The sequence below is a fragment of the Pseudomonas sp. L-22-4S-12 genome (genome assembly GCF_009799935.1).
In the GTDB taxonomy this organism is placed as follows: Bacteria; Pseudomonadota; Gammaproteobacteria; order Pseudomonadales; family Pseudomonadaceae; genus Aquipseudomonas.
Genome location: NZ_WELL01000004.1, coordinates 44,811 through 65,342, shown reverse-complemented (window position 1 = coordinate 65,342; position 20,532 = coordinate 44,811). Strand labels below are relative to the sequence as shown.

Genomic DNA, 20,532 nt, shown 5'->3' with positions numbered 1-20,532 from the left:
GGAGAACCATGATGAATGCCCGTACTCAACCCGAGAGCAAGGTGCTGAAAGGCGCCAAGCACAAGCAACAGCCGAAAACCTCCTTCGCCGTGCTGTGGAAACCCGCACTGCGCCAGGCGTTCGTCAAGCTCGACCCGCGCCAGCTGCTGCGCTCGCCGGTGATGCTGGTGGTGGAGATCACCGCCATCCTCACCACGCTGCTGTGCTTCGTTCCGGCGCAAGGGGTCAGCACCGGGCTGGCCGTGCAGATCGCCCTGTGGCTGTGGTTCACCGTGCTGTTCGCCAACTTCGCCGAGGCCCTGGCCGAGGGGCGGGGCAAGGCCCGCGCCGACAGCCTCAAGGCCGGCAGCCAGGGGCTCAATGCGCGCCGGCAGAAGGGCCCGCAGTTCGAAACCGTACTGGCCAGCAGCCTGCGCCGTGGCGACATCGTGCGCGTCGAGGCCGGCGAGCTGATCCCCGGCGACGGTGAAGTCATCGAAGGCATCGCCGCGGTCAACGAAGCGGCCATCACCGGCGAATCCGCGCCGGTGATCCGCGAGTCCGGCGGCGACCGCTCGGCCGTGACCGGCAACACCCGCGTGGTCTCCGACTGGCTGCTGGTGAAGATCACCGCCAACCCGGGCGAGTCGACCCTGGACCGGATGATCGCCCTGGTCGAAGGCGCCAAGCGGCAGAAGACGCCCAACGAGGTGGCGCTGGACATCCTGCTGATCGGCCTCTCCCTGATCTTCCTGCTGGTGGTGGCCACCCTGCAGCCCTTCGCCCGCTATGCCGGCGGCGACCTGCCGCTGGTCTACCTGGCCGCGCTGCTGGTGACCCTGATTCCCACCACCATCGGCGGCCTGCTGTCGGCCATCGGCATCGCCGGCATGGACCGCCTGGTGCGCCTCAACGTGATCGCCAAGTCCGGTCGCGCGGTGGAAGCGGCGGGGGACGTGCACGTGCTGCTGCTGGACAAGACCGGCACCATCACCTTCGGCAACCGCCGCTGCAGCGCGGTGATCAAGGCTCCGGGGGTGAGCGGCAAGGAATTGTCCGATGCGGCGCTGCTGGCCTCGCTGGCCGACGACACGCCGGAAGGCAAGTCGATCGTCGAGTACCTGCGGGCGCTGAGCCCGATGCAGGAACCGTCGCGGGGCGAGGTCAAGGCCATCGCCTTCAGCGCCGAGACCCGCCTGTCCGGTGTCGACTGGAACGGCCACAACTACCGCAAGGGCGCGGTGGACGCCGTGCTGCTGTACCTGGACATGGCGCGCGACGCCGTGCCGGCAACCCTGGCCCGCGAGATCGAGAAGATCGCCCAGAGCGGCGGCACCCCGCTGCTGGTGGCCGGCGATGGCCAGCTGCTCGGCGCCATCCACCTCAAGGACGTGGTCAAGCCGGGCATCCGCGAGCGCTTCGCCGAGCTGCGCAGCCTGGGCATCCGCACCGTGATGGTGACCGGCGACAACCCGCTGACCGCCGCCGCCATTGCCGCCGAGGCCGGGGTCGACGACATCATCGCCGAGGCCACGCCGGAGAAGAAGCTGGCGCGCATCCGCGCCGAGCAGGGCGAAGGCAAGATGGTCGCCATGTGTGGCGACGGCGCCAACGACGCCCCGGCGCTGGCCCAGGCCGACGTCGGCCTGGCGATGAACGACGGCACCCAGGCCGCCCGCGAGGCCGCCAACCTGGTCGACCTGGATTCGGACCCGACCAAGCTGCTGGACGTGGTGCAGGTGGGCAAGGAGCTCTTGGTGACCCGCGGCGCGCTGACCACCTTCTCGGTGGCCAACGACGTGGCCAAGTACTTCGCCATCCTCCCGGCGCTGTTCGCCGGCATCTACCCGCAGCTCGGCGCGCTCAACCTGATGCAGCTGCACAGCCCGCAGAGCGCCATCCTCTCGGCCATCGTGTTCAACGCGCTGATCATCGTCGCGCTGATCCCCCTGGCCCTGCGCGGGGTGCGGGTCAAGGCCCTGGACGCGGCCAGCCTGCTGCGGCGCAACCTGCTGATCTACGGCCTGGGCGGCATCCTCGCGCCTTTCGCCGGGATCAAGGCGATCGACGTGCTGCTGGTGGCCCTGGGGCTGGTGTGAGGCTTGTCCCCCTCTCCCTGCCGGAGAGGGGGCGTCAACGAATCTGGAGAAACATCATGCTCAAACAACTTCGCCCGGCCATCGCCCTGCTGGGCCTGATGACCCTGATCACCGGCGTGGCCTATCCGCTGGCGATCACCGGCATCGCCCAGCTGGCCTTCCCCGAACAAGCCAATGGCAGCCTGGTACGCGACGCCCAGGGCCAGGTGATCGGCAGCACGCTGCTGGCGCAGAGCTTCGAGGGAGCTCAGTGGTTCCAGGCGCGCCCGTCCGCCGCCGGCTTCGCCACCGTGGCCAGCGGCGCCAGCAACCTGGCACCGAGCAACCCGACACTGGCCGCACGCATCGCCACGCAGGCCTCGCGCCTGGCGGGCGAGGGCGCCGCGCCGGTGCCGATGCAACTGGTTACCACCTCCGGCAGCGGCCTCGATCCGCACCTGTCGCCGGCGGCCGCGCGCTGGCAGATCGCCCGCGTGGCCGCAGCCCGCGGCATACCGGAGAACAGCCTGGAACGCCTGGTCGAGCAACACACCGAGCGCCCGTTGGTGGGGCCGGCCGTGGTCAACGTGCTGGCGCTGAACCTGGCGCTAGCCGACAATCGTGCCATTGCTGTCCATGAGACGACTCCATGAGTGACACGTTGCGCGCCGATGCCCTGTTGGCCGAAATGCCTCGCGAAGACCGTGGCCGGCTGAAAGTCTTTCTCGGCGCGGCGCCCGGCGTGGGCAAGACCTTCGCCATGCTGCAGGCGGCGCAGGCGCAGCTGCGCCAGGGCGTCGATCTGCGCGCCGGCGTGGTCGAGACCCACGGCCGCGCGGAGACCGAAGCGATGCTCGCCGGCCTGCCGCAGCAGCCGTTGCAGCGCCTGGACTATCGCGGCATGGCGCTGAGCGAGATGGACCTCGACGGCATCCTGGCCAAGCCGCCCAAGCTGGTGCTGGTCGACGAGCTGGCCCACAGCAATGCGCCGGGCAGCCGCCACGCCAAGCGCTGGCAGGATGTGCAGGAGCTGCTTGCCGCCGGCATCGACGTCTACACCACGGTCAACGTCCAGCATCTGGAGAGCCTCAACGACCAGGTGCGCGACATCACCGGCGTGCAGGTGCGCGAAACCCTGCCGGACTGGGTGCTGCAGGAGGCCGACGAAATCCTGCTGATCGACCTGCCGCCGCGCGAGCTGCTCGAACGCCTGCGCGAGGGCAAGGTGTATGTGCCGGAGCAGGCGCGTGCGGCCATCGATGCCTTCTTCAGCCAGACCAACCTCACCGCGCTGCGCGAGCTGGCCATGCAGACGGCCGCCGCACGGGTCGACGCCGACCTCAACCGGCGCTATCGCCAGCAGGGCCAGGAGGCGCCGACCGTGCGTGGCCGCCTGCTGCTCGGCATCGACGGCGATGCCCAGGCCGAGCGGCAGGTGCGGCATGCCTGCCGGGTCGCCGAGCGCCGCCATTTGCCCTGGTCGGTGGTGCATGTGGACACCGGCGAGGAGCGTAACGAGCAGCGCCTGGGCTATCTGCAGGCCGCGCAGCAACTGGCCGAGCGCCTGGGCGGTGAGGTGGTCAGCCTGCGCGGCACCGAGGTGGCGCGAACCCTGCTCGAACATGCCCGGGAACGCCGCGCCAGCCTGATTCTGGTGGGCCGCAGCCGCCAGCGCCTGCGCCGCCGCTGGTTCGGCCTCGGCCTGGCCGAGCGCCTGCTCAGGCAGGGTCAGGGCCTGGAAATCAGCGTACTGGATACCGAGGCCGATCTGGCACCGCCGCTGCCGCGTACCCGCCAGCCGCTGGCCTGGCGCGATTACCTGCGGGCTGTGCTGGCGACGCTGCTGGCGGCTGCGGTAGCGCTCGGCCTGTCGCGTTTTCTCGAGTTGCCGAATATCTCGCTGATCTTCCTGGCCGCGGTGCTGGTGGTGGCGGTGCGCAGTAGCCTGGCTCCGGCCCTGGCGTGTGCCGGGCTATCGTTCCTGGCCTACAACTTCCTGTTCATCCCGCCGACCCTGACCCTGACCATCGAGCGCCAGGAGGACGTGCTGACCTTGCTGTTCTTCCTGCTGATGGCGGCCCTCACCGGCAACCTGGCGACCCGCCAGCGCCGCCAGCTGCAGGCCCTGCGCGAAACCCAGGCGGAAACCACGGCGCTGCTGGAGCTGTCGCGCAGGCTGACCGCCGCCACCGACCGCCAGGCGGTGCTGGCGGCGGCGATGCAGCAGTTCGCCCTGTGGCCGCAGGTGGATGTCAGCCTGCTGGCGCGCAGCACGGACGGCGTATGGAAGGTCGAGGCCGGCGTGCAGCGCCTGCTGGCCGAGCAGGAGCGCGCCGCCGCCGACTGGTCCTGGCAGCATGGCCAGCCGGCCGGTCTGGGCACCGGTACCTTGCCGGGCGGGCGCTGGTGGTGGTGGCCGCTGTCCGGCGAGGAGGGGCCGCTGGCCCTGCTCGGCGTCAGCCCCAAGGATGGCCGGCCGCTGCCGCCGGAGCAGCGCCGCCTGATTGCCGCCCTCGGCCAGCCGCTGGCCCAGGCCCTGGAGCGCGCGCAACTGGCCGAAGACCTGGAAGCGGCGCGCCTGCACGGGCAGACCGAGGAACTGCGCAGCGCGCTGCTGGCCTCGGTGTCCCATGACCTGCGCACGCCGCTGACCGCCATGCGCGGCTCGATCGACAGCCTGCTGACCCTGGGCGAGCAGATTCCCCAGGCCGATCGGCGCGAACTGCTGGAAGGCACCCGCAACGAGGCCGAGCGCCTCGACCGCTATATCCAGAACCTGCTGGACATGACCCGCCTGGGCCACGGCGGCCTCAAGCTGGCGCGCGACTGGGTGGCGCCGGCGGACATAGTCGCCAGCGCCGTGCAGCGGCTGCGTCCGGTGCTGGACGCCCTGCAGCTCGAAATCCTGATCCCCGGCGAACTGCCGCTGCTCTATGTGCATGCGGCGCTGATCGAGCAGGCCCTGGTCAACGTGCTGGAAAATGCCGCGCGCTTCTCGCCGAGCCAGGGGCGCCTGCGCGTGACGGTGGAGGCCGATCGCGACGAGCTGCGCTTCGCCGTCAGTGATCAGGGGCCGGGGATTCCCGAGCACGAGCGCGAGAGGATCTTCGACATGTTCTACACCGCCGCCAGGGGCGACCGCGGCGGCCAGGGCACCGGCCTGGGCCTGGCGATCTGCCAGGGCATGCTCGGCGCCCACGGCGGCCGGGTCACGGTTGGCGACGGCCTGGAGGGCCGTGGCGCCACCTTGACCCTGCACCTGCCCTTGCACCCGCAGCCGCTGATGGAAGAAGAGCCCGCATGAACGGCCACCCCGCGACCATTCTGGTGATCGACGACGAGGTGCAGATCCGCAAGTTCCTGCGCATCAGCCTCAACGCCCAGGGCTACAAGGTGCTGGAGGCCGGCAATGGCGCCGAGGGCCTGGCCCAGGCCGCGCTGGGCAAGCCGGACCTGGTGGTTCTCGACCTCGGCCTGCCGGACATGGACGGCCAGCAGGTATTGCGCGAGTTGCGCGAGTGGTCGGCGGTGCCGGTGCTGGTGCTCTCGGTGCGCGCCGGCGAAGGCGAGAAGGTGCTGGCCCTGGATGGCGGCGCCAACGACTACGTGAGCAAGCCGTTCGGCATCCAGGAATTCCTCGCCCGGGTGCGCGTGCTGTTGCGCCAGGCCGGCAGTGGAGAACAGCAGGAAGCGGTGGTCAGCAGCGGCCCGTTGAACCTGGACTTCGCCTACCGGCGGGTGACCCTGAATGGGGTGGAGGTTGCGCTGACGCGCAAGGAGTACGCAGTGCTGGCCCTGCTTGCCCGTCACCTGGGCCGGGTGGTGACCCAGCACCAGCTGCTCAAGGACATCTGGGGCCCCACCCATGTCGAGGACAGCCACTACCTGCGTGTGGTGGTCGGCCATCTGCGGCAGAAACTCGGCGACGACCCGGCAGCGCCGCGTTTCATCGTCACCGAGGCCGGGGTCGGCTACCGCCTGCGCGAGCTGTAGTGGTTGGGGTAGTAGGGTGGAGCGCGCCTTATCGATCCACCGAGCCCGGCCAATGGGGGATACAAAGCGACATCCACCCTACGGATGCTCGCGCTCGTACCTGTCCAGGGTGTCGCTGGCGATCTGCCGGCCGAGCATGATCAGCTCCGGCGCCTTGTGGAACTCGAAGAAGCGGCACGCGCGCTTGGGCACATTGATCAGGATATCCGGCGGGTAGCCGGCGATCTTGTACTGGGTCAGTGAGGCCTGCATGACTTCGAAGCTCTGGTTGACCAATTCCAGCAGCGACGCCGGGCCGACATTGCTCAGCACATGGGAGCTGCTGGCCGACTTGGGGGCGGCCTCTGCAACGGCCTTGCGGCGGGGTGTGGGCTGTTCCACCCAGGGGTTGCTCTCCACCAGCAGTTCGCCTTCCTCTTCCTCGTCGACTTCGCGTTTGAGGAAGGGCAGGCGCGAGCTGAGCGAACCCATCAGCTGATCGATGCGGTTCTTGAATACCGCCGGACGCTCGATCACCGGCAGCTGGTACTGATTCTGGTTCTGCGAGTTGAGGTTGACGGCGATGATCAGGTCACAGTGGCTGGCCACCACCGGCACGATCGGCAGCGGGTTGAGCAGGCCGCCGTCGACCAGCATGCGGTTGCCCTGGGTGACCGGAGTGAACAGGCTGGGAATCGCCGCCGAGGCGCGCATGGCCTTGTGCAGGCAGCCTTCCTGGAACCAGATCTCCTGCTGGTTGGTCAGGTCGGTGGCCACCGCCGTGTAGGGGATCGCCAGGTCTTCGATGTCGATCTCGCCGATGAGGTCGTGGATCTTGCCGAAGACCTTTTCGCCGCGGATCGCGCCAAGCCGAAAGCTCACATCGAGCAGGCGCAGCACGTCGAGGTAGTCCAGGCTCTCGGTCCACTCGCGGTATTCGCGCAGCTTGCCGGCGGCGTAGATGCCACCGACCACCGCGCCCATGGAGCAGCCAGCGATGCAGCCGATTTCATAACCACGGGCTTCCAGCTCTTCGATCACGCCGATGTGCGCGTACCCGCGCGCGCCACCGGAGCCCAGTACCAGTGCGACTTTCTTGCTCATTGCCATCCCCCATACACCTATCCTGACCATACCCGCGCCGCAGCGCGGCGCCAAGGCGGCATTTGCTAGACTCTTCCATGGCCACTCGCCAGCCTGGCGCCCGCCGAGGATTTGCGGCACCCTGCGCGCCGGCTTTCGCCTGTACGGGTGTGCCGCCAGCAAACCTGCGGCAGCATACGGATTGTTCAGGCACTTTTTCGCGGTGCAGTACTCCATTAGACACAAGTCGTTCAGGAGCTTTATCCATGAAGAAACTCACGTTGCTGACGCTGCTGGTCGTATTGATCAGCGGCTGCGCCGGTGCAAGCAAGACCGCCTACCGTGACAGCTGCGCCAACCAGCTAGATGCCGCCTGGCGCGAGCTGGATCTGGCCAAGGCCGAAGGCTTCGCCGGCACGGTCAGCTACTCCAAGGCGCTGTCGCTGCTGACCGGGGCCAAGACCCAGCAGCAGTTCGAGGCGTTCGAAGGCTGTGCGGCCAAGGCGCAGAAGGCCCGTTTCTACATCCGCGAGTCGCGTGCCGGCCGTTGAGGCGGGGTATTGAATGCAGCTCGATTTCGGCGATTTAAGCGCACTGGAGGCCTACCGCTGGCTCGCCGCCACGGTCACGCCGCGGCCGATTGCCTGGGTTTCCAGCCTGTCCCGGGACGGTGTCAGCAACCTGGCTCCGTTCAGCTTCTTCCAGGTGATCAGCGACGACCCGCCGAGCCTGATGATCAATGTCGGTTCGCGCGACGACGGCAGCCTCAAGGACACCCTGCGCAATGTGCAGGACACCGGCGAGCTGGTGATCCAGCTGGTGTCCTTCGCCCAGGCCGAGGCGATGAATGCCAGCGCCGCACATCTGCCCCACGGAGTCAGCGAGTTCGAGCGCTGCGCCATCGCCAGCACGCCGTCGCAGCGGGTGCGCCCGCCGCGGGTGGCCGGGGCGCCGGTGGCCTTCGAATGCCGCCTGCTGGAAGTACAGCCGTTCCCGCGGGCCACGCCCAACTGCCACCTGATCTTCGTCGAGGTGCTGCTGGCGCATATCGATGACGCGGTGCTCACCGAACAGGGCCGCATCGATCCGCAGCGCCTGGACCTGGTCGGCCGTCTGGGCGGCAGCCAGTATTGCCGCACCCGCGAGCTGTTCAGCCTGCAGCGGCCGGGCTAGGACGCAATCGTCAACAAAGATTGCCGCCGGCTATGCCTGTGCGAGCCGGCACAGTAGCATCGTGCGCCTGACGAGAAGGAGTGGCGCATGCGCACCAAGCTGGATGACGTACTGCAGGCGGTGAACGAGGTTCTGCTGGGCAAGGAGCCGCAAGTCCGCCTGGCCCTGACCTGCCTGCTGGCCCGCGGGCACCTGCTGATCGAGGACTTGCCGGGGATGGGCAAGACCACCCTGAGCCAGGCTCTGGCGCGCATCCTCGGCCTGAGCTACCAGCGCATCCAGTTCACCTCCGACCTGCTGCCCGGCGACATCCTCGGCACCTCGGTGTTCGACAAGGACAGCGGGCAGTTCACCTTCCACCCGGGGCCGATCTTCGCCGAGCTGGTGCTGGCCGACGAGATCAACCGCGCCACGCCGAAGAGCCAGAGCGCGTTGCTGGAGGCCATGGAGGAGGGCCAGGTGACCATCGAGGGCGCCACCCGGCCGCTGCCGGAGCCCTTTTTCGTCATCGCCACGCAGAACCCGGTGAGTTCCGGCGGCACCTTCGCCTTGCCGGAGTCGCAGCTGGACCGCTTCCTCATGCGCCTGTCCCTCGGCTACCCGGCCAAGGCCGCGGAAAAGGCCCTGCTGCTCGGCGAGACCCGCCGCGAGCTGCTGCCCAGGCTGCAACCCTTGCTCAACCATGCCGAACTGGCGGCGATCCAGGCCCTGATCCCCCAGGTGCGCGCCAGCGATGCGCTGGTCGACTATGTGCTGCGCCTGGTCGAGGCGACCCGCAGCGAGCCGCAGTTCGCCTGGGGCCTGTCGCCACGCGCCAGCCTGGCGCTGCTGGCGGCCGCGCGCGCCTGGGCCTTCCTGGCCAACCGCGACTACGTGATCCCGGAAGACGTGCAGGCGGTGCTGCCCTCGGTGGTCGGCCATCGCCTGCGCGAGCGCGCCGACCCCAGCGGCCACGGCGGTGGCTCGCTGGTGCAGTGGCTGCTGCGCGAGGTGCCGGCGGTTTGACCCTGCGCGAACGGGGCCGGGCCCGCTGGCGGCGCTGGGTGGCCCGGCGCATTCCGCCGGCGGCCCAGGTGCAGCTCAATCAGCGGCGCATCTTCATCATGCCCAGCCGGGTCGGCGGCGCCTTCGGCCTGGTCCTGCTGCTGATGCTGCTGGCGGCGATCAACTACGAGAACAGCCTGGCCTACGGCCTGACCTTCATGCTGGCGGCGCTGTTCATCGTCGCCATCCTGCACACCTACCGCAATTTTTCCGGCTTGCTGCTCAAGGCCGGGGTCAGTGGCGCGGTGTTCGTCGGCGAGCAGGCGCGTTTTCGCGTGCGCCTGGAAAGCGTCGAGCACGCCCATCAGGCGGTGGCCCTGGGCTGGCCGCCGGCCGAGCTGCAGACCCTGGATATCCCGCCACAGGGCCAGCGCGAATGCGAGCTGAGCCAGCCGGCCGACCGCCGGGGCTGGCTGCACCCGCCGCGCATGCGGGTGGAAAGCCGTTTCCCGCTGGGCATCCTGGTGGCCTGGAGCTGGGTCGACCTGGATCAGGCGGTGCTGGTCTATCCGCGGCCGCTGCCGGGGGACCTGCCACTGGCGGCCGGGCGGGGTCGCGATGAGGACGACGAGGGCGTGCGCGCCACCGGGCGCGGCGCCGACGATTACCAGGGCTTGAAAAGCTACCAGCCCGGCGACTCCAGGCGGCGCCTGCACTGGAAGGCCTACTCCCGTGGCCAGGGCCTGCTGGTCAAGGATTTTGCCGCCCTGGCCGGGCGTGATCTGTGGCTGGATTTCCTGGCCATCGGCGGCGACCCCGAGGCGCGCCTGTCGCTGCTGTGCCACTGGGTGCTGCAGCTGGACGGCCGCCAGCAGGCCTATGGCCTGCGCCTGCCCGGCACGGAGCTGGCGCCGAGCCATGGCGATGCGCACCGCGAAGCCTGCCTGCGCGCCCTGGCGCTGTACGGGGTGGCGGCATGAGCGGCGTCCAGGCGATTCCGCGGATCGCCCTGAGCTGGCTGCTGGTGGCCCAGGTGCTGGTGATCCTGCCGCACCTGTTGCACCTGCCGCCGTGGATCATCGGCCTGTGGCTGCTGTGCGCCGGCTGGCGCATCCAGGTGTACCGCATGCGTGCCAATTACCCGGGCAGCCTGGTGCGGGTCGCGCTGCTGATCGGCACCGCCGCCGGCGTGTGGCTCTCGCGCGGCAGCCTGATCGGCCTGGATGCCGGGGTGTTGCTGCTGGTGGCGACCTTCATCCTCAAGCTGCTGGAGATGCGCAGCAAGCGCGATGCCCTGGTGCTGATCTTCCTCGGCTTCTTCGTGGTAGTGACCGCCTACCTGTTCGATGACAGCCTGCTGGCCGCGCTGTACAGCCTGCTGCCGGTCATCGCCTTGCTGGCGGCGCTGATCGGCCTGCAGCACAGCGGCCTGGCCGTGCAGCCGCGGGCGACCCTGAAACTGGCAGTCAGCCTGCAGTTGCAGGCCTTGCCGCTGATGCTGCTGCTGTTCGTGTTCTTCCCGCGGCTGGGCCCGCTGTGGAGCCTGCCCAGCCCGAACAAGGGCTTCACCGGCCTGTCCGACAGCATGGCGCCGGCCGATATCGCCGAGCTCAGCCGTTCCGATGCCCTGGCGTTTCGCGCCAGTTTCAGCGGGGCGGTGCCGCCGCGCGGTGAGCTGTACTGGCGCGCCCTGACCCTGGAAGACTTCGACGGCCGGCGCTGGTCGCAATCGCCCGCGGCGCGCCTGCCGAACCCGGCGCAGTGGCGCCGGCAGGGCACGGCGCTGGACTACAGCATCGTCATGCAGCCCAGCGGCAAGCCCTGGCTGTTTGCCCTGGATGTCGCCCAGAGCGATCTGCCCGGGGTGCGGCAGATGAGCGATTTCCGCCTGGAGAACGGTCAGCCGGTGCGGCAGAACCTGCTCTACCGGGTGCAGTCCTGGCCGCAGGCGGTGCGCCAGCCCGAGCTGCCTGAGGCCGTGGCGCGGCGCACCCTGCAGCTGCCGGCCGGCGGCGACCCGCGCAGCCGGGCCTGGGCCGCGCAACTGCAGCGCCAGCACCGGCAACCGCAGGCCCTGGTCGGAGCACTGCTGCAACACTTCAACCGCGAACCCTACGGCTACACCCTCAAGCCGCCGCCGGTGGGGCAGGACAGCATCGACGAGTTTCTCTTCCGCACGCGCCAGGGCTTCTGCGCCCACTACGCCGGGGCGATGGTCTTCGTCCTGCGGGCGGCGGGGATTCCGGCACGGGTGGTGGCCGGCTACCAGGGCGGCGAGCTGAATCCGGCCGGCAACTACCTGTCGGTGCGCCAGTTCGATGCCCATGCCTGGGTCGAGTACTGGCAGGCCGGCAAGGGCTGGGTCAGCGTCGACCCGACCTTCCAGGTGGCGCCCGAGCGCATCGAGCTGGGCCTGGAACAAGCGGTGGCCGCCGAGCAGAGCTTCCTCGAGGAATCGCCGCTGTCGCTGCTGCGCTACCGGGATGTCGGCTGGCTCAACGAGCTGCGCCTGAGCTGGGACAACCTCAACTATGGCTGGCAGCGCTGGGTGCTCGGCTACCGCGGCGAACAGCAGCTGCGGCTGCTGCAGCGCTGGTTCGGCAGCCTCGACTGGCAGAACCTGGCGCTGGCCCTGGTCGGCGGTGGCGGCGGGGTGCTGGCCCTGGTGGCACTGTGGCTGTTCAAGCCCTGGCGCCGCGAGCGGGATCCGCAGCAGCGTCTGCTGCGGCGCTTCGACCGCCTGCTGGCCCGCCAGGGCCTGCGGCGCGAGCGCGGCGAGGGTGTGCGCGCCTTTGCCGGGCGGGCGGCGCAGGCCCTGCCGGCCCAGGCGCGAGCAATCCAGGATTTCGCCGAGGCCTTCGAGGCGCAACGCTATGCCGGCCGAGAAGGTGCCCCGCAGCAGTTGCGCCAGGCCTTGCAGCGCCTGCGCCGGGCACTGCCCTGGCGCCGCGCACCGGGCGGATGAAGGCGGGCGGAAGCATTCGCCTAGTCGGATGCTTGGGCGCAGGCCACACTGAGTGATGGTCAGCGATAGCGGTAAGCAATTGCAGGGAGACACGCGATGTCGGTAGTGCTGAACGATTTGCAGGCTCAGGTCCTCGCCTTGGAGGTGCGCCTGTACGCCTGCTGCGCCCGGCTGCAGGCGCAGACCGACGGGGAGGCGCTGCACGACCTGCGCATCGCCTTGCGCAAGCTGCGCAGCCTGCTGCGGCCGTTGCGCCGTCAGGCGCCCTGCGCGCAGCTGGAACAGGCCGCGGCGGCGCTGGGCCAGCTCAGTGGGCCGTGGCGCGACCTCGAGGTGCTGGCCGGCGAACTGCGCCAGCAGGGCCATCGGCTGCTGGCCCTGCGCCGCCAGGCGTCGCTGCAGCAGGGCTACCAGGCTTTGCTCGCCAGTGAGGCGCTGCAGCAGTTGTTCGGCGTACTCGACGACTGGCCGGCGAGCTGCCGCGAGATGGCGCAGGCCGGCCAGTGGCGCGGCGGCGGCAAGCGCATTCGCCGGTACCTGCGCGCCCAGGCCCTGCGCCTGGCCGAGGCGCTGCGCGATCCGGCGCATGACCGGCACCGCCTGCGCCTGCTGATCAAGCGCCTGCGCTACGGCGCCGAGGCCTATCCGCAGTATGCCGAGCTGCCGGCCCAGGCCATCGCCGCCCTGCGCGGCGCGCAAAGCGCCCTGGGCGATTGGCATGACCACCTGCAGTGGCTGGCGCGGCTGGCGGCCGAGCCCGACCTGGCGCCCTGTGCCGCCGACTGGCAGCGGCGTCTGGAACAGGCCGAGGTAGAGGCCGACGTGGCGCTGCAGGCCCTGCTCGGCTACTTCCCCGTTGCGCCGGATGAGCGCTGATTTCTGCGCATAATTGTCGCCAGAGCCACTCCCGCAGCGGGGGGCTTTTCTCCTAAGCTGCGGGGCAGACAACTGGAGACCGCTGCATGACCTTTGCCGAACTGATTCAGGCGGTGCACAACCGCCCGCAACACGTCGTAGTTCCGCCGCTCTGGGGCCAGGGCCGGGCCACCTTCGGCGGCCTGGTCGCGGCCATGCTGTTCGAGGCCATGCGGGTCAAGGTGCCGGCCGGGCGCCCGGTGCGTTCGCTGTCGATCACCTTTGTCGGGCCGTTGCAGATGGGCGAGCCGGCGGCCTTCGAGAGCGAAGTGCTGCGCGAAGGCAAGGCGGTCAGCCAGATGCTCGGCCGGGTGGTGCAGGATGGTCAGGTCGTGGCGCTGATGCAGGGCAGCTTCGGCGCCTCGCGCGAGTCGGTGATCGACGTGCCGGCCGTGCCGGCGCCGACGATGAAGCCGCTCGAGAAATGCCACGAGCTGCCCTATGTGGCCGGCGTCACCCCGGAGTTCACCCGCTTCCTGGCCATGCGCTGGGGCCTCGGCGGCATGCCCTTCAGCGGCAATACCTCGCGGGAAATGGGCGGCTGGGTGCGTCTGCGCAGCGATGTGGCCTATGACCAGGTCACTGAAGCGCATCTGCTGGCCCTGGTCGATGCCTGGCCGCCGATCCCGCTGTCCCATCTGAAAGCGCCGGCCCCCGGCAGTTCGCTGACCTGGACCATCGAGTTCGTCCAGCCGGTGGCCAAGCTGACCACCCACGACTGGTGCCTGTACCGCGCCGAGATCGAGCATGCCCGCGACGGCTACGGGCACATTGCCGCCGGCCTGTGGAGCCCCGGCGGCGAGTTGCTGGCGCTGAGCCGGCAGACCGTCACGGTATTTGCCTGATCAGTCGGCCAGGCTCGGCAGGTTGAAGAAGGCCCGGGCGCTGGCGGTGGTGTGTGCCGCCAGCGCCGCCTGGCTTTCGCCGCGGTGCAGGGCCACCTCGCGCAGGACCTCGCCGAGAAAGGCCGGCTCGTTGTGCCCGCTCTTGGGCTTGGGGCGCAGGCTGCGCGGCAGCAGGTAGGGCGCGTCGCTCTCCAGCATCAGCCGGCCGGCCGGGATCTCGCGCACCAGCGCCTGCAGGTGGGTGCCGCGGCGCTCGTCGCAGATCCAGCCGGTGATGCCGATATGCAGGTCGAGGTCCAGATAGCCGTACAGCGTGGCCTTCTCGCCGGTGAAGCAGTGCACCACCGCGGCCGGCAGGCGGTCGCGGAACTCGCGCAGGATGGCGGTCAACCGCTCGCCGGCCTCGCGCTCATGGAGAAATACCGGCCGCTGCAGCTCCACCGCCAGGGCCAGCTGTTCTTCCAGGGCCTTTTCCTGTTGCGGGCGCGGGGAGAAGTCGCGGTTGAAGTCCAGCCCGCATTCGCCCACCGCGCGTACCGGCGCCTGGCTCAGCAGGGCGCGCAACTGGCGGGCGCTGTCGCCATTCCACTGGCTGGCATCGTGGGGGTGCACGCCGGCGGTGCTGAACAGGCGCTGGCCGCTGTCGTCCAGTTCGTTGCAGCAGGCCAGGGCCTGTTCGCTTTCCGCCAGGCTGGTGCCGGTCAGCACCAGTTGGCAGACGCCGGCCTCGCGCGCACGGGCGAGTACCGCGTCACGTTGGCGGGCCAGGCTGGGATGGGTCAGATTGACGCCGATGTCGATGAGTTGCATGGTGCTACCTCCGGGCTGCGCCGGGCAGCATAACAGAGCTGCTTTGCTCGATAATAAAGTCAACAATTACATTGGGTTAGCTATGGTATCTGAAGTCGTTTACCTGATTCGGCTAGCGCCACACGGTTGTCTGTGACAATCTCCGCGCCCCCGTGGCCCGGAACTCGCTGGCTCGCGGGGACTCTCAGTCGGCCCGGCGCCCCTCGCGCCAGGCTCAACCCGGAGGCCGGATGATCCGCGCGCTACTGTGCCTGCTCTGCCTGACTCTGCTGCCCTTGGCGGCCCAGGCGCGCCTGGCCGGGCCGCCGGAAGCCTGGCACAGCGAGCGGGCCGCGCGCGACCTGGCCGAGATCCGCAAGAGCGGCGAGCTGCGGGTGCTGGTCAACCAGAGCCGGCACAGCTCCGGCGAGATCAAGGGGCAGGTGATCGGCGTCGAATATCACCGCCTGCGGGCCTTCGAGCAGTACCTCACGCGCAACGCCCGCGATGGCCGCAGCCTGCGCCTGAAGATCATCCCCAAGAGCAAGGCACAGCTGCTCGCCGCGTTGCACAAAGGCGAGGGCGACCTGGTGGCGCCGGGCGAGCTGCTCGACGTTCATACCGGTTCGAGCATCAGCGCCAGTGCGGCGATCCGCAGCAACGTTCCCCTGGTGATCGTCGGCAACCGCGGCAACCGGCATTACCGCAGGCTCGAGGACATGGCCGGGCGCACCCTGACCCTGCCGGTGGGCAGCGCCGCCGGCGAGGCCCTGAAGGCCGTCAACCAGCGCCTGGCCGAGCGCAGGCAGCCGCCGATCCAGATCGAGTGGGCCGATGCCAGCCTGGCCGTCGAGGACGTGCTGGAGATGGTCCAGGCCGGTATCTATCCCTGGACCGCGGTGGAGCAGCCGATTGCCGAACGCTGGCTCAAGGTCATGCCGCGCCTGCGCATCGAGCGGCATCTGGTGCTCGACCAGGACAGCGATATGAGCTGGTTCGTGCGCCGCGACGCGCCGATGTTGCGCGCCAGCATCGACCGCTTCCTCGCCGCCTACCGCACGCCGGCCGACCAGGATGCGGCGTTTCAGCGGGTCTACCGGCGCCTGTACAAGGTGCGCAACCCCTTGGCCCGCAGCGATCGGCAGCGCCTGGAAAAGGTGCGCCAGGTGCTGCAGAAGCATGCCCGCCAGCAGGACCTGGACTGGCTGCAGCTGGCCGCCGTGGCCTACAAGGAATCCACCCTCAATCCCGCCGCGCGCGGGGCCTCCGGAGCGACCGGGCTGATGCAGGTGACGCCTGCCGCCGCGCGCAGCGTGGGGGTCGGCAATATCCATGCGCTGGACAGCAATGTGCAGGCGGCAACCCGTTACATGGCGCGGATTCGCCGCGAGTTCTTCGCCAGCCGGCAGATCGCCGAGGAGGAGCGCATGGCCTTTATCCTGGCGGCCTACAACATGGGCCCGCAGCGGGTGCAAAGCCTGCGCGCGGAGGCCAGGCGGCGCGGCCTGAACCCCAATCGCTGGTTCTTCCAGGTGGAGCGTATCGCCATGGAGCAGGTGGGCATGGGCGTGGTCACCTATGTCAACAGCGTGAACAAGTACTACCTGGCCTATGACCGGGAGCGTGATCTGCTGGAGCCGCAGGGGAGTGCGGTGAGTGCGCGCGATTGATCGATTAAATCGATATTTAAAAGCGCAAATTTGCACTTTTAAAATCGATAAATTCATCTAATCTATCTCTCAACACGCAAGCATTTCCACTCCCCCCGACAGGATGTACGCCATGAACGCACTGATCAAAACCGCTCTCTCCACCCAGGCCGGCTACGGCATCACCCTGCTGCGGGTCGTCACCGGCCTGACCTTTGCCGCCCATGGCGCGCAGAAACTGTTCGGCTGGTTCGGCGGCTATGGCCTGGCCGGCGTCGCCCAGTGGATGGAAAGCATCGGCATCACCCCCGGCTACCTGATGGCGGCCCTGGCCGGCAGTGCCGAGTTCTTCGGTGGCCTGGCCCTGGTCATCGGCCTGCTGGTGCGTCCGGCGGCGGCGGCCCTGCTGGTCGTGTCGCTGGTGGCGATGTTCAGCGTGCACTGGGTCAATGGCTTCTTCATCACCGCCAACGGCTACGAATATGCCCTGATGCTCGGGGTGATCAGCCTGGCGCTGATCCTCGAAGGCGCCGGCAAGCTGTCCCTGGATCGCCGCATCGCCGGCTGAATGCTCCGGTAATCAATGAACGAGGCCCGCTGATGCGGGCCTCGTGCGTTGTGGCGGTGCGCTTGCTCCATGCTCAAGGCGTCTGCGCGCGGGACGCGGCCAGCTCCTCGGCGGCAGCCAGGCGCAGGCGTTCCTGGGGCGCGAAGCGTTCTTCGGCCAGGCTGGCGATGGCCGCTGCCTTGTCGCTCTGGCTGAGGCCGGTGTTGCTCTCGATGCGGGCCTTCTCCTGGCGATACTGGTCGAGGCGCTGGGCCCACTGCTGGCGGCGCTGATCGAGGGCCTCCAGGCGCGCGGTGGCCTCGGCGCCGACCAGTTGCAGGCGCAGCTGCTGGATCTGCGCCGGGCTGGCGCCCTCGGCCTGCAGGGCGGCGGTCTGGGTGCGCAGTTCGCTCTGCAGCTGCGGCACGATCAGTTCTTGCAGCTGCGGCGGCAGGCTGTTGCGCAACTGGTCGAGGGCCGCGGCCTTCTGCGCGTCGCTCAGGCTCCGGTCGTGGCGGATGCCCAGGCGTTGCAGGGTGAACTGGTTGTAGGCCTCCTCGTTGGCGAAGAACACCTGGTGCACCTCGGCGCTGAAGATCGCGGCGCGCAGCGCTTGCACGGCCTGCTCGCGCTGGCGCATGGCGTCCAGGCTGGCCAGTTGCGGCAGGTTGCGCTCCAGGCTGAGCAGTTGCTCCTTGTACTGCAGGTACTGGGCGAGCAGCGCCAAGGCCTGCCCTTCGGCGGGTTGTGCAAGCTGGTTGCCGATGTAGGCCTGCAGGCGCTGGATGCTCTGGGCCAGCGACTCTTCGCCGAGGGTGCTCAGGAAGTAGTCGAAGATGCGCCGGATGTCTTCGCTGATCAGCAGGTTGCCGGCGCTGTCGAGGCGGAACCGGCCATCCACCTCGGTGCCGACCAGTGAGCCTGGCAGGGCGGCGGGTCGGACGCTGGATGCAGGGCCGGCGGCTGCGCCGAGACTGGCCGGCGGCGACGGCGGCAGGTCGCCGGCGGCTTGGTTGGCCGGCCGCGGTACCAGGGGCGCGGCGCTCGGCTGGGCATCGATGGGGTTGAGCTGGAACGTCAGGGCCACGCTGGCGCCGATCAACAGCGGCAGGGCCAGAAGCAGTTTTCGATTCACGGCGATACTCGTAAGCGGGCAACCGTAGGGGGCCCGCAGGCCCCGGCAGGTGGATTACAGACCGGCGTTTTTCAGGCGGTTGGCGTGCTGGCGGTAGACGGTGACCGGATCGGTCTCGAACAGGCTGGTCAGGCCGAAGGTCTGGTTGACCTCGTCGAGGTGGTTCATCCGGTAGTTGTCGCGGATCACCTTGCCCATGTGCGAGCTGCAGGTGCCGACCAGGCCGTCGTTGGCCTCGTCGAAGGCCAGCGCGGACGCGCCCATCAGTAGGTCGCTGATGTCGAAGATGTTGGTCAGCGGGCTGCTGCCGCTCCAGGAGTAGTAGCTGACGCCGTTGACCTTGTAGGCGCCTTCGCCACAGGCACTGGTCGGGATGGCCTGGGGGTACTTGGCGTTGAAGGCCGCCGCGCCTTCGCTGTTCAGCGATTCGAGGGCGCCCAGGGCGTTCTGCGGGCTGGTGCTGGAGCTGCCGGAGAGGAAGTTGATCAGCGCACCGAGGCCGTTGACGATGCCGGCAACGATGGCCTCGCCGGCCGAGCCGGGCGGGATCTGGCGAATGAAGTCGGCGGTATCGGAGCCCTTGTGCGGCGCGCCGACGCTGGTGGCCGAGGCGATCAGGTCCGGGCGCACGGCGGCGACGTAGCGGATGGTCGGGCCGCCGTGGCTGTGGCCGATCAGGTTGACCTTGCCCTTGCCGCTGATGGCGGCGATTTCCTCGACCTGCTCCAGCAGCTCTTCGCCGCGCAGCTCGGAGGTGTTCAGCTGGCTGACCTCGGTGATGTAGACGCTGGCGCCATCGGAGCGCAGGGCCGAGGGAATGCCGTACCAGTAGTCGATGCCGAGGATGCTGTCGAAGCCCAGCATGCCGTGGGCCAGGACCACCGGGTACTTGGTCTTGGTGTAGCCGGTGGAGCCGAACAGGCCGGCCTCGGCCTGGCCGCTGAGGAGGATTGCGCTGCCGAGGCAGAGGGCGAGCAGAGTCTTCTTATTATTCATTGGATGCTCTCGATGGGTGGAGTGGGCGCTGTCCATGCGATCGGCCAGCACTGCCCATCCCGGGCAGGCGCGGCGGCCTGGGCTGACAGGGCAGGAAATGTGCCAAACAGGTGATTTTTTAGAGCGAAGGCTCTAAACGGCCGTTTACAAATTCAGGCTACTATTTCACGCCTTTTCGGCGACTGGCCGAGGTGTTACCTGGGGAAACGCGCCAGGGCGAATCCAGGCCAGCTGCCTACTGCTCTGGGCCTCTAGCAGGGTGTTGAAAAGCGTTGGCGAGGCAGGCAGCGCGAGGCAAAAACAGGCGAAAAAGCGCAGTTTACGAGCGGTAAATGAGCATTTTGAGCCTGTTTTTAACGCTGCGATGGCAACGCAGGTAGTTTTTCAACAGCCTGCTAGGGCCGCAGCAACCACTCGCCGAGCAGCTGATAGTCATGGCCTGTGGCTTGCTGGCGGGAGACCAGCAGGGCAAAGCGGGTCACCCGCCAGGTGAAGGCGCGGGCTTCGCTCTTTTCCGGCAGCCGGCTATGCCGGGCCAGCGTCAGGTGTGGGTGGTAGGGCCGGGTATCGGCGGCCACGCCGGCTTGGCTCAGGGCCTGCAGCAGGCCTTGCTGCAGCGCCAGCAGTTCATCCGGCACCTGGCGCGGGGTCAGCAGCAACAGGCCGCCGCGGCGGCAGCGCAGCTGGTCGAGGCACAGGCTGAAGGGCCGGCCGCGTAGTTCGGCGGCGATGGCGGTGAGCAGTGCCAGGCTGCTGCCGGGCTGGTTGCCGAGAAAGACCAGGGTCAGGTGCAGGTCGTCGGGGGCAACCGCGCGCCCCGTCAGGGCCAGGCCGCTGCGCCAGCTTGCCAGGCGCTGGCGCAGCGCACCCGGCAGGGGCAGGGCGAAGAACAGGCGCAGGCTCGTCTCGGTTTGCCTCGACACATTCGTCTCCTGGCCTGCAAGCGGCTTGACAGAGCGGTGCCGGCATTTCTAGGATGACCGCCATGGCGCCGATTTAAGAGCAACTTGCGGGGCGCCGCCCGGTTGGGCGAATACCGCTAAAGCGCTGGCCGGTGTCGCCTCCCACCGCAGTCCGGCGGGATTACGAGGCTGAGACTGCATCCATGAATTGCCCGCGCCCCCATCTGTATTTTTCCTCCCTGCCGCGCACTGCGGTCAACCGCCACCCGCATGTGCTGCTGGTCGGTACGCATCAGCCACGCCTGCTCAAGAGCCTCGAAGGCTGGCCCAAGCACTGGCCGGGGGCACGCAACTTCCTGATCCGCTTCGCCGCTCCGCGCGCCGAGGCTCTGGCCCAGTTGCCCAGCAATGGCTTCGATCTGGTGGTGGTCGGCGGCGAAGCGCAGCCGGTCGATGCCGAGCTGATCGAGCAGCTGGTACGGGTCGCCCGCCAGGGCCTGATCAGCCTGCGCTGAGCCGG

19 protein-coding genes are annotated in these 20,532 nt (G+C 68.8%); 14 read left to right on the top strand and 5 right to left on the bottom strand.

Annotated elements, in window-relative coordinates; translation table 11 throughout:
- The first annotated feature begins 11 nt into the window (after nucleotides 1-11).
- From kdpB to F3I16_RS11550, 4 genes are read left to right on the top strand one after another with little or no spacing between them, the layout of a single operon-like run.
- Complete coding sequence (gene kdpB, locus F3I16_RS11565) at nucleotides 12-2,078, top strand: potassium-transporting ATPase subunit KdpB (RefSeq protein ID WP_160493777.1); 2,067 nt, start codon at nucleotides 12-14, stop codon at nucleotides 2,076-2,078.
- Nucleotides 2,079-2,134: 56 nt separating this feature from the next.
- Nucleotides 2,135-2,710, top strand: coding sequence for a potassium-transporting ATPase subunit KdpC (kdpC, locus tag F3I16_RS11560; protein ID WP_160493776.1), 576 nt, complete (start codon nucleotides 2,135-2,137; stop codon nucleotides 2,708-2,710).
- On the top strand, nucleotides 2,707-5,361 hold the full coding sequence (locus F3I16_RS11555; protein WP_160493775.1) for a sensor histidine kinase KdpD: 2,655 nt from the start codon (nucleotides 2,707-2,709) through the stop codon (nucleotides 5,359-5,361). The genes kdpC and F3I16_RS11555 overlap by 4 nt, the downstream gene beginning before the upstream one ends.
- Entirely contained in the window at nucleotides 5,358-6,050 is a 693-nt protein-coding gene (locus F3I16_RS11550) for a response regulator (protein WP_160493774.1), read from the top strand. Before F3I16_RS11555 ends, F3I16_RS11550 begins: the two co-directional genes overlap by 4 nt.
- A gap of 78 nt (nucleotides 6,051-6,128) precedes the next feature.
- Here the strand turns inward: F3I16_RS11550 and F3I16_RS11545 are convergent, their stop codons facing one another.
- Entirely contained in the window at nucleotides 6,129-7,133 is a 1,005-nt protein-coding gene (locus F3I16_RS11545) for a patatin-like phospholipase family protein (RefSeq protein ID WP_160493773.1), read from the bottom strand.
- Nucleotides 7,134-7,378: 245 nt separating this feature from the next.
- Between F3I16_RS11545 and F3I16_RS11540 the strand changes: the two genes are divergently transcribed.
- From F3I16_RS11540 to F3I16_RS11510, 7 genes are all read left to right on the top strand, one after another.
- On the top strand, nucleotides 7,379-7,663 hold the full coding sequence (locus F3I16_RS11540; protein ID WP_160493772.1) for a hypothetical protein: 285 nt from the start codon (nucleotides 7,379-7,381) through the stop codon (nucleotides 7,661-7,663).
- 13 nt (nucleotides 7,664-7,676) lie between these two features.
- Nucleotides 7,677-8,285, top strand: a complete 609-nt coding sequence (locus F3I16_RS11535; RefSeq protein ID WP_160493771.1) for a flavin reductase family protein — start codon at nucleotides 7,677-7,679, stop codon at nucleotides 8,283-8,285.
- An 87-nt stretch (nucleotides 8,286-8,372) separates the two neighbouring features.
- Nucleotides 8,373-9,290, top strand: coding sequence for a MoxR family ATPase (locus tag F3I16_RS11530; RefSeq protein WP_160493770.1), 918 nt, complete (start codon nucleotides 8,373-8,375; stop codon nucleotides 9,288-9,290).
- 2 nt (nucleotides 9,291-9,292) lie between these two features.
- Nucleotides 9,293-10,249, top strand: coding sequence for a DUF58 domain-containing protein (locus tag F3I16_RS11525; RefSeq protein ID WP_256670165.1), 957 nt, complete (start codon nucleotides 9,293-9,295; stop codon nucleotides 10,247-10,249).
- A complete protein-coding gene (locus F3I16_RS11520; RefSeq protein ID WP_160493769.1) occupies nucleotides 10,246-12,234 on the top strand; it encodes a DUF3488 and DUF4129 domain-containing transglutaminase family protein in 1,989 nt (662 codons plus the stop codon). The genes F3I16_RS11525 and F3I16_RS11520 overlap by 4 nt, the downstream gene beginning before the upstream one ends.
- A gap of 96 nt (nucleotides 12,235-12,330) precedes the next feature.
- Complete coding sequence (locus tag F3I16_RS11515) at nucleotides 12,331-13,110, top strand: CHAD domain-containing protein (RefSeq protein ID WP_160493768.1); 780 nt, start codon at nucleotides 12,331-12,333, stop codon at nucleotides 13,108-13,110.
- A gap of 86 nt (nucleotides 13,111-13,196) precedes the next feature.
- Nucleotides 13,197-13,994: an acyl-CoA thioesterase II gene (locus F3I16_RS11510; RefSeq protein WP_160493767.1), complete on the top strand. Its 798-nt coding sequence runs from the start codon at nucleotides 13,197-13,199 to the stop codon at nucleotides 13,992-13,994.
- Here the strand turns inward: F3I16_RS11510 and F3I16_RS11505 are convergent, their stop codons facing one another.
- Complete coding sequence (locus tag F3I16_RS11505; protein WP_160493766.1) at nucleotides 13,995-14,804, bottom strand: TatD family hydrolase; 810 nt, start codon at nucleotides 14,802-14,804, stop codon at nucleotides 13,995-13,997.
- Between the two features lie 230 nt (nucleotides 14,805-15,034).
- On the opposite strand from F3I16_RS11505, the gene F3I16_RS11500 reads away from it, so the two are divergent.
- Both F3I16_RS11500 and F3I16_RS11495 read left to right on the top strand, forming a co-directional pair.
- A complete protein-coding gene (locus F3I16_RS11500) occupies nucleotides 15,035-16,453 on the top strand; it encodes a transglycosylase SLT domain-containing protein (protein WP_160493765.1) in 1,419 nt (472 codons plus the stop codon).
- A gap of 112 nt (nucleotides 16,454-16,565) precedes the next feature.
- Complete coding sequence (locus tag F3I16_RS11495; RefSeq protein WP_160080333.1) at nucleotides 16,566-17,000, top strand: DoxX family protein; 435 nt, start codon at nucleotides 16,566-16,568, stop codon at nucleotides 16,998-17,000.
- A gap of 73 nt (nucleotides 17,001-17,073) precedes the next feature.
- Here F3I16_RS11495 and F3I16_RS11490 read toward each other — a convergent pair whose 3' ends face one another.
- The 3 genes from F3I16_RS11490 to thpR all read right to left on the bottom strand — a co-directional run bounded on the left by F3I16_RS11490 (nucleotide 17,074) and on the right by thpR (nucleotide 20,033).
- Entirely contained in the window at nucleotides 17,074-18,114 is a 1,041-nt protein-coding gene (locus F3I16_RS11490) for a lipase secretion chaperone (RefSeq protein ID WP_160493764.1), read from the bottom strand.
- Nucleotides 18,115-18,168: 54 nt separating this feature from the next.
- Nucleotides 18,169-19,110 carry a triacylglycerol lipase gene (locus F3I16_RS11485; protein ID WP_160493763.1) on the bottom strand — a complete coding sequence of 314 codons (942 nt, stop codon included), beginning with the start codon at nucleotides 19,108-19,110 and terminating at the stop codon, nucleotides 18,169-18,171.
- 395 nt (nucleotides 19,111-19,505) lie between these two features.
- Entirely contained in the window at nucleotides 19,506-20,033 is a 528-nt protein-coding gene (gene thpR / locus F3I16_RS11480; protein WP_160493762.1) for an RNA 2',3'-cyclic phosphodiesterase, read from the bottom strand.
- Nucleotides 20,034-20,215: 182 nt separating this feature from the next.
- Between thpR and F3I16_RS11475 the strand changes: the two genes are divergently transcribed.
- Nucleotides 20,216-20,527 (top strand): class I SAM-dependent methyltransferase, encoded by a 312-nt coding sequence (locus F3I16_RS11475; protein WP_160489778.1) that lies wholly within the window; start codon nucleotides 20,216-20,218, stop codon nucleotides 20,525-20,527.
- Nucleotides 20,528-20,532 lie beyond the last annotated feature (5 nt).